This window comes from Streptomyces sp. NBC_00252, assembly GCF_036187565.1.
Classification (GTDB): domain Bacteria; phylum Actinomycetota; class Actinomycetes; order Streptomycetales; family Streptomycetaceae; genus Streptomyces.
The window spans coordinates 2,205,386-2,218,129 of record NZ_CP108087.1 but is presented as its reverse complement, the minus strand read 5'-3'; the positions used below and the strand labels follow the sequence as shown (position 1 = coordinate 2,218,129).

Genomic DNA, 12,744 nt, shown 5'->3' with positions numbered 1-12,744 from the left:
TCCTATTGATCAGATGGACCGGGCTCCAAAACGAGCGGGTTGGGCAGCCCCGTCCACTGGTCCCCCGGCAGCTCCGGCGACAGCCGCATCAGCGTCAACGCCTTGGTCGGCAGCGGCTGTTCGAGCAGCGTGCGCAGATCCGGCGTGCGCGGCAGCTCCGGTACGACGGCCGCCAGCGCCGCCCCGAGGGCCGCACCGGAACCCGCCGTGCCCGCGAGCGCCCCCGCCACCAGGGAACCGAACAGCTTGCGGCGCAGGGTGAGTTCGTCGTCGGTGACGATGCGTCCGCTCAGCTCGGGGACCGGAATCCCCTGCCCGGCAAGGCGCTTGGGGCTGACGCGGATGTCGGCGAGATCGCGGTAGACCAGGCGCAGAGGGGCACCCGTGCGGGACAGCACCACCAGCAGGTTCTGACCGTGCGCCTCAAGGGCCACACCGGACTCCAGCAGCCGCAGACAGACGACGAGGGCGAGACGGGTGAACTCGGCCAGCCAGACGGGCGAGCGGGGCAGACCGGTGGTCGCGAGGGCGGCCACCGGCAGGACCCGCTCGCCCGCCTCCGTGTCCGCGTACGTCTGCGGCGACTCACGCAACACCGCCGCGAGATCCGGCGAGTTGGCCGTCGCCGCGCCCAGCGTGCGCGTGACGTGCAACAGGCCGTCCGAGCGCGCCGCCAGCGTCTCCCCGAACGCCGAAAGCGTCGCCGACAGCCCGATCGAGTAGACCGAGATGTCCCGCACCGAGGAGGTCAGCCGGGCGCTCAGCGCGGTCTTCACGTGCGGCCCGCCCGGCAGGGCGAGGGTCCGCAGGGACATCAGCGGATGCGCGTCGAGCGGCGCGTCCCCCGACCGCTTCAGCACATGCGCCGCCTGCCACGGGTGCACCGGGATCAACAGCCGCCCCCCGTCCCGCAGTTCGTCCGGCCACACCCCCGTCACCAGCGACTCGTCCGCCCCCACCGGCACCGACCCGAGCGTCACCACGGGCCGGTGCTCGGGGCCGTAGGCGAGCTGCTCCGCCACCGAGAACCCGGGCCGGGAGCGGCAGTTGGGGTGGAAGGGGTGCCCGTCGACGATCCGCTGCTCCCACTCCCAGTCGTGCGTCGGCCACTCGTCCACCGGGGCGGGCTGGTTGGCCCGCGACAGCGCCAACGAGGCGACGCTGTGCCCGAGTTCGGCCGCGAAGGCGGTCCCGTGCGGCACCGACAGGTCCGTCATCAGGCGGGCCGGATCGTCGTAGGCGAGGCCGTCGAGGTGGACGACGGTGACGTAGGACGTGGTCGCGTACGGATCCGGGTGCGGGCCGCGCAGCCGGCGGCCGTCGGCGAGCCGCAGGACGGGCCCCGGGGTCCTGTCGGCGATCCACGGCAGCGGCTCGAAGGCCAGCGCCCGCCACAGGCGGGTGAGGACCGCGGCACGGGCGCCGGGGAGTTCGGCCGCGTACCGTTGCACCAGGTCGGGCCGGACGGCGGCGAGTTCCTCGGCGACCTCGGTCTCGGGAAGCGGGGGACGGTCCACGGTCGACTCCTCGGGTGCGGACGGGGCGTCATGATCGGTGACGACGAGAGGCGGGGCGGGGAGAGGCGGAGCGGCGAGCGGTGCAGCTGCGGACGGCGGGGCGGTGGGACACAGTGCGACGAGAGACATACTGATCGCGATCGCTGGACACGGACTTAGGGAACGAATGGATCGCGTCGACTTCACACCTCCGGGCGACGACACGGCGGAGCGCGCCGACGCGTACGCGACCGCGCCCCTCCTCAACTGTCTGCTCCGGGAGGTCGCCGAGCCGCTGTCCGACCCGGGTGAACGGCACGTGTACCGGCTGCCCGGGACCGGCCGGCTGCTCCGGGTGCGCGGCACACGGCGGCCCGCCGGGCCCGAGGTGTACACGGACGGCGGCTGGCACCACCTCGGCCACAGCGAACTCGTGAAACTCGTCGCCGACGAACTGCGCCGCCACACCGGCGTGTCCAACCACGAACTGCCCGCCGAGATGACCGACAGCCGCGACACCGTAGCCGCGCTGCTCACCGCGCGCGACGGAGCGACGGCGCCCGACGATCCGTATCTCCGCTCCGAACAGTCCTTGATCACCGGCCATCCCTACCATCCCGCGCCCAAGGCCCGCGGCGGCGGCCCCGTCGCCGGCTGGCTGCCCTACGCCCCGGAGGCGTACGCCCGTTTCCCGCTGGTGCTGCTCGGGCTGCGCGAGGACGCGATCGTGGAGGAGGGGGACGTCTCGGCGCTGGACGCGCTCGGGGAGGCCCCGGCCGGGTACCGGCTGCTGCCCGCGCACCCCTGGCAGCTGGACCTCGTGGGCGCGGGCCTCGCGGACGCCTTCGCGGACGGCCGGCTGATCCGGCTCGGCACGACGGCGACCGAGGTCCGGCCGACGGCGGCGATCCGTACGGTGTACCTCCCCGGGGCCGCGGAGCGAGCGGAGGACCTGTTCCTGAAGTTCAGCCTCGATGTGCGCATCACCAATGACGTGCGTCGGCTGTGGCGGCACGACCTGCTGAAGCTCCGGCGCACCGACGCGGCCGTCCGGGACGCCTTCGCCGCGATGGGCGGACCCGGGGCCTGGCTGAGCGACCGCGGTTACCGCACCGCCGACTTCGCCTTCGAGGAACTCGCCGTCATGGTCCGCGACGGACTGCACGACCACCTCCTGCCCGGCACGACCCCCTTGCTGGCAGCGGGCCTTGTGGAGGGGTTCGAGGGCAGCCCGCTCGACGGCGGGGCCGACCCAGGGGCCTGGTGGGAGGCGTATCTGCGGCAGGTCGTACCGCCCGCGCTGACCGCGTTCGCGGACCACGGCGTCGTACTCGAGGCGCATGTGCAGAACACGCTGGTCGCCGTCGACGCGGACGGGATGCCCGTGCAGGCGCTGTACCGGGACGCGGAAGGCGTGAAGCTGCTGACCGACGTGGAGCGGGGGGCGGGGTGGGAGCGGCTGGTGTACTGCCTCGTCGTCAACCATCTCGTCGAGGTCGCCGGGGTGCTTGCCGAGCGTCATCCGGGGCTGGATCCCTGGCCCGCGGTGCGTGCGGAATTCCGCCGACACGACCTGCCCGAGGTCGCCGCGCTGCTGGCCTCGCCGACGCTCCCCGGCAAGACGAATCTGCTGCTGCGGTGGACCGGGGCGGACGGGGCGGACGCGCGGTATCTGCCGTTGCCGAGTCCGTTGGTGGAGCCGGTGGCCGGGTGAGCACGGAGGTCCCCGGGAACCGTTCCTGACCCGGTGACGTCATGAGCGGAGCACCTAGACTGATGGCCGGTATCGGGGGAGCCTCGCGGCTGGATACCGCCGTGCTGCGGAGGCGGGATGGGGGAGCCATGAAACCGCTCGAGGCGGGTGATCCCGCGTCCGTCGGGGACGGCAGGTACCGGCTGGTCGGACGGCTCGGCCGGGGCGGGATGGGGGTCGTCTACTTCGGCCGGTCACGGTCGGGGCGCGCGGTGGCCGTCAAGGTCGTACGGCCGGAACTGAGCACCGAACCGGGCTTCCGGCGCCGGTTCGCCGACGAGGTGGCCGCGGCCCGGCGTGTCGGCGGCTTCCACACCGCGCCGGTCGTGGACGCGGACCCGGAGGGCGATCCGGCCTGGCTGGTGACGGCGTACGTGCCCGGACCGACCCTGCAGGCCGTGCTGGAGCGGGTCGGCTCCCTGCCCGTCGACACGCTCACCGTGCTGGCCGCCGGTCTCGCCGAGGCGCTGGCCGCCATCCACCAGGCCGGGGTCATCCACCGCGACCTGAAACCGGCGAACATCATCGTCGCGGAGGACGGCCCCCGGGTCATCGACTTCGGCATCGCGCGGGCTCTTGACGGTACGGCGCTCACGCAGACCGGGTTCCAGATCGGCACCCTCGGTTTTCTCGCGCCGGAGCAGTTGACCGGGGGCGCGCTGACCCCGGCGGTCGACATGTTCGCGCTGGGAGTCGTCCTCGGCCAGGCTGCGGGCGGGGCTCCCTTCGGGGACGGGGGGTCGGCGGCGTGGCCGTATCGCGTCGTCCACGAACAGCCCGAACTCGCGGACGTTCCGGGCCAGTTGCGCGACCTGGTCGCGGGCTGCCTGGCCAAGGATCCGCGTGACCGCCCCACCCCGACGGAGTTCCTCGACCGGCTGACGGTCCAGCATCCGTCGGATGTGTGGCTTCCGGCGGAGGCGACCGCGCTGGTGCGGAGTCAGGAGGTGGGGGCGTACGGCGCGGGAGTGGATCGGGGGCCGGGGGTGCCTGGGGTCGGTGAGGGATCGCCTGATGCCCCGGTGATCGCGGACGCGCCCACGGCTGCGCCGGCGTTCGACGAGCGGCCACCCGAGGTCTCTCATCCCCGCACCGTCCAGTCGTCGCCCGACCCCGGGTTCGGCCCCGGCCCCGGCTTCGGTCCCGCGCCGGTGTTCGCGCCAGCCCCTGTGCCCGGCCCGGTCGGTGCCGCGGGCGCTCCGGGCCGCCGTAGGACGGCGGTCGTAGCGGCGGCGTTGGTCGTGGCCGTCGCCGCGGGGGTGCTGGTGTGGCATCCCTGGACCGGTTCGGGGGCGGGTTCCGGTTCCGGTGGGACGGCGGGTGCTGCCGGGGGAAGCGTGTCGTCGTCTCCGCGGGTGACCGCCGCCGCGTTCCCCGACGCCCCGCTGCTCGTGCGGATGGACACGGACCCCGGGTCGTCGACGTGTCACAGCGTGATCGGGCGGCGGGACTCCACCAAGGACGACCCGAAACAGCTGATCGCCGGGACGTGCGACGCGTTGCCGCAGTGGGCGCCCGATCACAGGTCGTTCGCGTTCACGCGCACCACGGGGCACGAGTCGGCGGTGTGGACGGCGAACGCGGACGGTACGGACGTCCGGCGCGTCGCCGCGACCGCGGACGGCCGGGTGTCGTGGTCCCCGGACGGCAGACGGCTGGCCGTGCTGCGGCGCCAGGACGGTGTGCAGCAGCTGTTCGTCGTGACCGTCGCGGACGGTTCCGCGCAGCAGCTCACCACCGGCACCGGGAACGTGGAGGACCCGGCGTGGTCCCCCGACGGCAAGCACATCGTCGTCTGCCTCCAGAAGACGTCGAGTTGGCAGATCCACATCGTCGACCCGTCCCGGCCGGGCGCCGAACCCCGCCAGATCACCCACCAGCCCCGGCGCGCACTCGACCCCGTCTGGTCCCCGGACGGCCGCTACTTCGCCTACACCGCCGGCGCACCGAACGTGGAAACCGGCGGCGACATCCACGTCGTCAAGGTGGACGGCACGGACGACCGCACGCTGGTGCAGACCGCCGCCCAGGAGATGGACCCGGTCTGGTCCCCCGACGGCAAGTGGGTGGCCTTCGTCCGGGGCCCCTTCGACCGGCCCGCCGTCTGGGCCGTCCGCGCCGACGGCACGGGCGCCCGAAGGCTCACCACGGGCAGCACACCGGAGGGCCATCCGTCCTGGCGCTGACCTGCCTCTATGCTCGTTTCATGCCGGACATGCTGAGAGAGGTCACCGCGACCCGCTACATCGAACCCCTGCGGTCCGGTGGGTCCGTGCCCGGGGTGGTCGAGGCCGATGACCTCGGGACGTATGTCGTGAAGTTCACCGGGTCCGCGCAGGGGCGCAAGGCGCTGGTCGCCGAGGTGGTCGTCGGGGAGCTGGCGCGGGCTCTCGGACTGCGGTTTCCCGAGCTGGTGCTGGTGCACTTCGATCCGGTGATCGCGGACGAGGAGCCGCATCAGGAGGTGCGGGATCTGCACAGTGCGAGCGCCGGGCTGAACCTCGGGATGGACTTCCTGCCGGGGGCCCAGGACTTCACGCCGGAGATCGCCGCGCAGTGCACGGTCGATCCGCTGGAGGCCGGGAAGATCGTGTGGCTCGACGCGCTCACCGTCAACGTCGACCGTACGGTGCACAGTTCGAACCTGATGATCTGGCCGACGCTCGGCATCGCACCCCCGCGCCTGTGGCTCATCGACCACGGCGCCGCCCTCGTCTTCCACCACCGCTGGGACGGCGCCGACCCGACGAAGGCCTACGACTTCCGGCATCACGCCCTGGGTCACTACGGGCCCAGCACCCGTGCCGCCGACGCCGAGTTGGCGCCGAAGGTGACCGAGGAGCTGCTGCGCCGGATCGTGGCCGAGGTGCCGGACGCCTGGCTGGCCGGCGAACCGGGCTTCGCGACACCCGACGCCGTACGGGAGGCGTACGTCGACTACCTCCACGCGCGGGTGCGGGCCTCCGCGGCCTGGCTCCCCACCGACTTCCCCAGCCGGGAGGAACGCGCCGCCGAAGAGGCCCAGCGAGCGGCGAGGACACAGCAGGGCCGCCCGAGTTGGCTCAAGCGGGTCCCCGACCTGCACGGCAAACCGGCGGCGGAACAGGATTGGTCGGTACACCTCGGATGACCCAACGCGTTCAGATCGAGTACTGCACCCAGTGCCGGTGGCTGCCCCGCGCGGCCTGGCTGGCGCAGGAGCTGTTGACCACCTTCGAGAGCGAGCTGACGGAGCTCTCGCTGAAGCCCGGCACCGGCGGTGTCTTCGTCGTCCGCGTCAACGACGAAGTGGTGTGGGACCGGCGTGAGCAGGGGTTCCCGGAGCCCACGGCCGTGAAGAAGCTCGTACGCGACCGAGTGGCCCCGGGAAAGTCCCTGGGCCACTCGGACAAGTGAGCCGATCCCGCAAGTGGGCTGTCGCTGACGCCTGTTGAGGGTCAGCCGCGCAGCTGCTCGTACGCGGGCAGGGTCAGGAAGTCCGCGTAGTCGTCGTCGAGGGCGACCTCCAGGAGGAGGTCGTGGGCCTGCTGCCAGTGGCCCGCGGCGAAGGCGTCCGCGCCGATCTCGGCGCGGATGTTCTCCAGCTCCTCGGCGGCAACCTTCCGCGCCAGCTCGGGAGTTGCCTTCTCGCCGTTCTCGAACTCGACGCCCGCGTTGATCCACTGCCAGATCTGCGAGCGCGAGATCTCGGCGGTGGCCGCGTCCTCCATCAGGTTGAAGATGGCGACCGCGCCGAGCCCGCGCAGCCACGCCTCGATGTAACGGATGCCCACCTGCACGGCGTTGACGAGCCCGGGGTACGTCGGCTTCGCGTGCAGCGAGTCCACGGCGATGAGGTCGGCCGCCTTGACGTCGACGTCCTCGCGCAGCCGGTCCTTCTGGTTCGGCTTCTCGCCGAGCACCGCGTCGAAGGAGGCCATGGCGATCGGCACCAGGTCCGGGTGGGCCACCCAGGAGCCGTCGAAACCGTCCCCGGCCTCACGGTCCTTGTCGGCCTTGACCTTCTCGAACGCGAGCTTGTTGACCTCCTCGTCACGGCGGGACGGGATGAACGCCGCCATGCCGCCGATCGCGTGCGCCCCGCGCTTGTGGCAGGTGCGGACGAGGAGTTCGGTGTACGCCCGCATGAACGGGGCCGTCATCGTCACCGCGTTGCGGTCCGGGAGGACGAACTTGGGCCCGCCGTCACGGAAGTTCTTCACGATGGAGAACAGGTAGTCCCAGCGGCCCGCGTTCAACCCCGAGGCGTGGTCGCGGAGTTCGTAGAGGATCTCCTCCATCTCGTACGCGGCGGTGATCGTCTCGATCAGCACGGTGGCACGGATGGTGCCCTGCGGGACGCCGACGTAGTCCTGCGCGAAGACGAACACGTCGTTCCACAGGCGGGCTTCGAGGTGCGACTCGGTCTTCGGGAGGTAGAAGTACGGGCCCTTGCCGAGGTCGATCAGCCGCTGCGCGTTGTGGAAGAAGTACAGCCCGAAGTCCACGAAGGCGCCCGGGACCTGCTCGCCGTCCACCAGGAGGTGTCGCTCGTCGAGATGCCAGCCGCGCGGGCGCATGACGACGGTCGCGAGCTCGTCCTCGGCCTTCAGGGCGTACGACTTGCCGGAGTTGGGGTCGGTGAAGTCGATCGCGCGGGTGTAGGCGTCGATCAGGTTGAGCTGACCGGTGACGACGTTCTCCCACGTGGGCGCGGAGGCGTCCTCGAAGTCCGCGAGCCAGATCCTCGCGCCGGAGTTGAGGGCGTTGATCGTCATCTTGCGGTCGGTGGGGCCGGTGATCTCGACCCGCCGGTCGTTCAGGGCGGCGGGGGAGGGGGCCACCTTCCAGGAGTCGTCGGCGCGGATCGCGGCGGTCTCCGGGAGGAAGTCGAGGGTGGAGGTCCGGGCGATCTCCGCGCGGCGCTCGGCCCGGCGGGCGAGGAGTCCGGCCCGGCGGGGCGTGAACCGGCGGTGCAGCTCGGCCACGAAGGCGAGGGCCTCGTCAGTGAGGACCTCCTCCTGCCGGGGGAGGGGTTCGGCGTCGACGACGACCGGCGAGGACGGCGCTGGTGCGGACATGAACTGTCACTTCCTTCAGCGTGCGTGGCACCGGGTGCCAGGTGACCCGGGTAGGGCTGGGAGCACCCGAGGGGCCGTCGGGCGCTTCTGAACAGTGGATACTAGTTTCCTCATTGTGGAAGTTCAATGGTTTGTTGATGTCGAGATTCTCCGGATCGAGCCAAGGTGGCGCTCGGTGCCACCCCGCTCACTCAAGGTGGACGAGATCCGCCTCAGTGTCGATGTCGTACGGCCGCGCCGCATCCCCGCACTCGACCAGCGCGACCGCGTCCGTGTGCGCCTTGAGGTACGCCCGCGCGCCCCGGTCCCCGGTCGCGCTCTCGGCGATCCCGGCCCAGTGCGCGGCCCCGAACAGCACCGGATGACCGCGTACCCCGTCGTAGGCGGCCGAGACGAGGGAGCCCTCGTCCGTGAATCCGGCCAGCACCCGCGCCACCGCCTCCGCGCCGATCCCGGGCTGGTCGACGAGCGACACGAGCGCCGCCCGCGCCCCGGAACTCGAGAGCGACTCGAGACCCGCTCGCAGCGAGGACCCCATCCCCCGCTCCCACTCCGGGTTCTCCACGACCACGCACCCGGCGAGATCCGCCTGCTCCCGTACGGCCTCGGCGGCCGCCCCCAGGACCACGTGGACGCGGGTGAGCCCGGCCGCGCGCAGGACCCCGACCGCGTGCTCCACAAGGGGCCGCCCCCGGTGTCGTAGCAGCGCCTTGGGCCGTCCGCCGAGGCGTCTGCCGCCCCCCGCCGCGAGGAGCAGCCCGGCGACCTGGTCTTCGTTTCGCGTCATGCGTCCTGCATACCTGACGGGACGGCGACGGCACGGAATCCTCCTACTTAATTTCGGTCCGTGGAGTGGCGCACCCCGCACCGGGTGGCGTTTACTGACCCGCGTCCCTCGGCGCCCGACCAGTGTTGCGGGGTACGCGGCGGGACCACAAAGTTCTTGCGCACGAAGACGTGCGAGGGGGGAGAGCTGTGTTGCGGAGCTTGGGGCAGAGGTCAGTGACCGGCAGCGACGAGGATCCGAGGGTGGCGGAACTGCGGACCGCGGTGTCCCGGTTGCGCCGCGAACTCGCCGCGCATCCGGCCGAGTTCCCCGACCGGGTCATCGCCGAGGACGAACTCGCGGCGCTGGCCGCGATGACCATCGACGGCGTCCCCGAAATCCCGCGCCTGCGCCGCTCGTTGCTCCTGATCGCCGGTGCGATCGGTTCCGTGAGCGCTCTCGCGCGCGGGCTGACGGACGTGCGCAACGCGGTCGACCTGTTCGGTCAGCCTCCGCGCGGACGCGGCTAGTTCACGGCCACACGGGCGCCGGGAACGGTCCCCGGTAGCCCGTGTGCGTGCTGCTCCGGTGCTCGAACTCCCCGCAGAGCCAGGTCTCCTGGACGAACTCGGTGTGCTGGTCCCAGATCGCGAAGATGCCTGTCGGTCCGTGCTTCCCGTCGACCTGGCGGTAGCGGTCCTTGGCGTCGCGGAAGCAGGCGAGCCCCGCCATCAGCCCGTTGCCGAACGGGCTGTAGTCGGACCAGGCGCACGCGACACAGGCCCGCATCCTTGCCCCGGCGGGGAGTTGACGCTGGACCTGGTGCAGCGCGTCCTCGAAGGTGTCGGCGCCCGCCGCGTTCCGGTACGCGTGGCCGTCCAGTCGCAGGGTGGTGGTCAGCGTCTCCGCGTCCAGGCCCTTGCCCGGTCCGGCCGGCGCCCCGAGCCGCAGCGCGCAGTCCAGTACGGCCGCCCGTACGCCCTGCCCCTCGACCGTGACGGACAGCGGCACCTCCCATTCCAGGAGGCAGGAGCACAGCGCCCCGTCGAAGAAGGCGAACGGGGCGTCCGGGGGGTCGCCGCCGAGGGCGCCGAGGTCGTCCATCGTGTCGCCCTCGAAGGGGACGCCCCGGATCGTCGTACGGATCGACTCCCGGCCGTCCGTCTCGAAGACGATGGCCTCGGAGCCGTGCCGGTCGGTGTACCGGCCCGGCCAGAACCGCCCGGTGCTCACGCGGGGTTCTGGCTGGCCAGTGCCTCCGACAGTTCGCCGGCCACCTGCTGGAGCACCGGCACGATCTTGTCGGTCGCCGACTCGGTGACCCGGCCCGCCGGACCCGAGATCGAAATCGCGGCCGCGGTGGGGGAGTTGGGGACGGAGACGGCGAGGCAGCGGACGCCGATCTCCTGTTCGTTGTCGTCGATCGCGTAGCCGAGGCGGCGTACGTCCGCGAGGGCCGCGAGAAAGCCGTCCGCCGTGGTGATCGTCTTCTCGGTCGCGGCGGGCATGCCGGTCCGGGAGAGCAGCGCGCGCACCTCGTTGTCCGGGGTGTTCGCGAGCAGCGCCTTGCCGACGCCCGTGGAGTGCGGCAGGACGCGCCGGCCGACCTCGGTGAACATGCGCATCGAGTGCTTGGAGGGCACCTGAGCGACGTACACGATCTCGTCGCCGTCGAGCAGCGCCATGTTCGCCGTCTCGCCGGTCTCCTCGACCAGTCGGGCGAGGTAGGGGCGGGCCCAGGTGCCGAGCAGCCGGGACGCGGACTCGCCGAGGCGGATCAGGCGGGGGCCCAGCGCGTACCGACGGTTCGCCTGCTGGCGGACATAGCCGCAGGCCACGAGCGTGCGCATCAGGCGGTGGATGGTGGGGAGCGGGAGGCCGCTGCTCGCGGAGAGCTCGCTCAGGCCGACCTCGCCGCCCGCGTCGGCCATCCGCTCCAGCAGGTCGAAGGCGCGCTCGAGGGACTGGACACCACCCGTGGCGGACTTGGTGGAGTCGGTGCTGCTCACGCTGGACGGCGGCACGGCGCGTTCCTTTCGGCACGGGCGGGAAGGGCTGAAGCCTACCCGGGGGTCGGTTGACTCCCCGCCTGTGCGTAGCTACGTTCTGCTTGCCGGAAGTGTAATTCCGCTTTGTGGAAACGTCCAGAGTGTGCGCGTGCGGCGCATCGTGGAGAAGTGTGCCCTTGACGGTACGGGGGCGGGAGTGAAGACTCCTTCAACAGAACGTTGAATTCCGTTACGTGGAAGTAAATCCCGTTTCCCGGACGTAACGGAAGTGACGACGGCGGCAGAGAGAGGGGTCCGGGTGTCCGACGCTGAACTGGTGGTGCGCTCCACACGTGTCATCACCCCCGAGGGGACACGCGCGGCGACCGTCGCGGTCGCCGGCGGGAAGATCACGGCAGTCCTCCCCTACGACGCCCACGTCCCGTCCGGAGCACGGTTCGAGGACTTCGGCGACGACGTGCTGCTGCCCGGCCTGGTCGACACCCATGTCCATGTGAACGACCCGGGCCGCACCCACTGGGAGGGCTTCTGGACCGCCACGCGCGCGGCGGCGGCCGGCGGCATCACCACCCTGATCGACATGCCGCTCAACTCCCTCCCGCCGACCACGACGGTCGACAACCTCCGTACGAAGCAGGAAGTCGCCGCGACGAAGGCCCACATGGACGTCGGCTTCTGGGGCGGCGCCCTGCCCGACAACGTCAAGGACCTGCGCCCGCTGCACGACGCAGGCGTCTTCGGCTTCAAGGCCTTCCTCTCCCCGTCCGGCGTGGACGAGTTCCCGCACCTGGACCAGGACCAACTCGCCCTGTCCCTGGCCGAGATAGCCGGGTTCGGCGGCCTGCTCATCGTCCACGCGGAGGACCCGCACCACCTCGAAGCGGCCCCGCAGCACGGCGGCCCCAAGTACGCCGACTTCCTCGCCAGCCGCCCGCGCGACGCCGAGGACACGGCCATCGCCGGGCTGATCGCGCAGGCGAAGCGCCTCAACGCCCGTGTGCACGTCCTGCACCTGTCCTCGTCGGACGCGCTCCCGCTCATCGCCGCCGCGAAGGCCGAGGGCGTCCGCATCACCGTCGAGACGTGCCCCCACTACCTCACCCTCACGGCGGAGGAAGTCCCGGACGGGGCAAGCGAGTTCAAGTGCTGCCCGCCCATCCGCGAGTCCGCCAACCAGGACCTCCTGTGGCAGGCGCTGGCCGACGGCACGATCGACTGCGTGGTGACGGACCACTCGCCCTCGACGGCCGATCTGAAGACCGACGACTTCGCGACCGCGTGGGGCGGCATCTCCGGCCTCCAGCTGAGCCTCTCCGCGGTGTGGACGGAGGCCCGCAAGCGCGGCCACGACCTCACGGACGTCGTCCGCTGGATGTCCTCAAGGACCGCGCAGCTGGCGGGACTTGACCAGAAGGGCGCCATCGAGGCGGGCCGCGACGCCGACTTCGCGGTCCTCGCCCCCGACGAGACCTTCACCGTCGACCCGGCCGCCCTCCAGCACCGCAACCGCGTCACGGCGTACGCCGGAAAGACCCTCAGCGGGGTCGTCAAGTCGACCTGGCTGCGCGGCGAACGCATCGTGCTGGACGGCGAGTTCACCGAACCGAAGGGCCGGCTCCTGACCCGTACCCCCTGATCCGACCTCCGCGCCCGCAGCGGC

11 protein-coding genes are annotated in these 12,744 nt (G+C 71.8%); 6 read left to right on the top strand and 5 right to left on the bottom strand.

What is annotated here, in order from left to right:
- Positions 1 to 2 precede the first annotated feature (2 nt).
- The gene (locus tag OHT77_RS09610) at positions 3 to 1,517 is read right to left on the bottom strand and encodes an IucA/IucC family siderophore biosynthesis protein (RefSeq protein ID WP_328827720.1); all 1,515 of its coding nucleotides are present in this window, start codon (positions 1,515 to 1,517) and stop codon (positions 3 to 5) included.
- A gap of 166 nt (positions 1,518 to 1,683) precedes the next feature.
- Here OHT77_RS09610 and OHT77_RS09605 point away from each other — a divergent pair, with 166 nt between their 5' ends.
- The 4 genes from OHT77_RS09605 (at position 1,684) to OHT77_RS09590 (ending at position 6,645) form a co-directional block, all read left to right on the top strand.
- Positions 1,684 to 3,210, top strand: coding sequence for an IucA/IucC family protein (locus OHT77_RS09605; RefSeq protein ID WP_328827719.1), 1,527 nt, complete (start codon positions 1,684 to 1,686; stop codon positions 3,208 to 3,210).
- Positions 3,211 to 3,338: 128 nt separating this feature from the next.
- A complete protein-coding gene (locus OHT77_RS09600) occupies positions 3,339 to 5,435 on the top strand; it encodes a protein kinase domain-containing protein (RefSeq protein WP_328827717.1) in 2,097 nt (698 codons plus the stop codon).
- Positions 5,436 to 5,464: 29 nt separating this feature from the next.
- The gene (locus tag OHT77_RS09595) at positions 5,465 to 6,379 is read left to right on the top strand and encodes a HipA family kinase (protein ID WP_328834198.1); all 915 of its coding nucleotides are present in this window, start codon (positions 5,465 to 5,467) and stop codon (positions 6,377 to 6,379) included.
- The gene (locus OHT77_RS09590; RefSeq protein ID WP_266773979.1) at positions 6,376 to 6,645 is read left to right on the top strand and encodes a SelT/SelW/SelH family protein; all 270 of its coding nucleotides are present in this window, start codon (positions 6,376 to 6,378) and stop codon (positions 6,643 to 6,645) included. Before OHT77_RS09595 ends, OHT77_RS09590 begins: the two co-directional genes overlap by 4 nt.
- A gap of 41 nt (positions 6,646 to 6,686) precedes the next feature.
- On the opposite strand, the gene aceB is transcribed toward OHT77_RS09590, so the two are convergent.
- Entirely contained in the window at positions 6,687 to 8,309 is a 1,623-nt protein-coding gene (aceB, locus tag OHT77_RS09585) for a malate synthase A (protein WP_328827716.1), read from the bottom strand.
- A 187-nt stretch (positions 8,310 to 8,496) separates the two neighbouring features.
- Complete coding sequence (locus OHT77_RS09580; protein WP_328827715.1) at positions 8,497 to 9,096, bottom strand: nucleotidyltransferase family protein; 600 nt, start codon at positions 9,094 to 9,096, stop codon at positions 8,497 to 8,499.
- Between the two features lie 188 nt (positions 9,097 to 9,284).
- Here OHT77_RS09580 and OHT77_RS09575 point away from each other — a divergent pair, with 188 nt between their 5' ends.
- Positions 9,285 to 9,605, top strand: coding sequence for a DUF5955 family protein (locus tag OHT77_RS09575; protein ID WP_328827714.1), 321 nt, complete (start codon positions 9,285 to 9,287; stop codon positions 9,603 to 9,605).
- A gap of 1 nt (position 9,606) precedes the next feature.
- On the opposite strand, the gene OHT77_RS09570 is transcribed toward OHT77_RS09575, so the two are convergent.
- Both OHT77_RS09570 and OHT77_RS09565 read right to left on the bottom strand, forming a co-directional pair.
- Entirely contained in the window at positions 9,607 to 10,308 is a 702-nt protein-coding gene (locus OHT77_RS09570) for a DUF6304 family protein (protein ID WP_328827711.1), read from the bottom strand.
- Positions 10,305 to 11,099, bottom strand: coding sequence for an IclR family transcriptional regulator (locus OHT77_RS09565; RefSeq protein ID WP_266773984.1), 795 nt, complete (start codon positions 11,097 to 11,099; stop codon positions 10,305 to 10,307). Before OHT77_RS09565 ends, OHT77_RS09570 begins: the two co-directional genes overlap by 4 nt.
- A 283-nt stretch (positions 11,100 to 11,382) precedes the next feature.
- Between OHT77_RS09565 and allB the strand changes: the two genes are divergently transcribed.
- Positions 11,383 to 12,720, top strand: a complete 1,338-nt coding sequence (gene allB / locus OHT77_RS09560; RefSeq protein WP_328827710.1) for an allantoinase AllB — start codon at positions 11,383 to 11,385, stop codon at positions 12,718 to 12,720.
- The last annotated feature ends 24 nt before the right edge of the window (positions 12,721 to 12,744 follow it).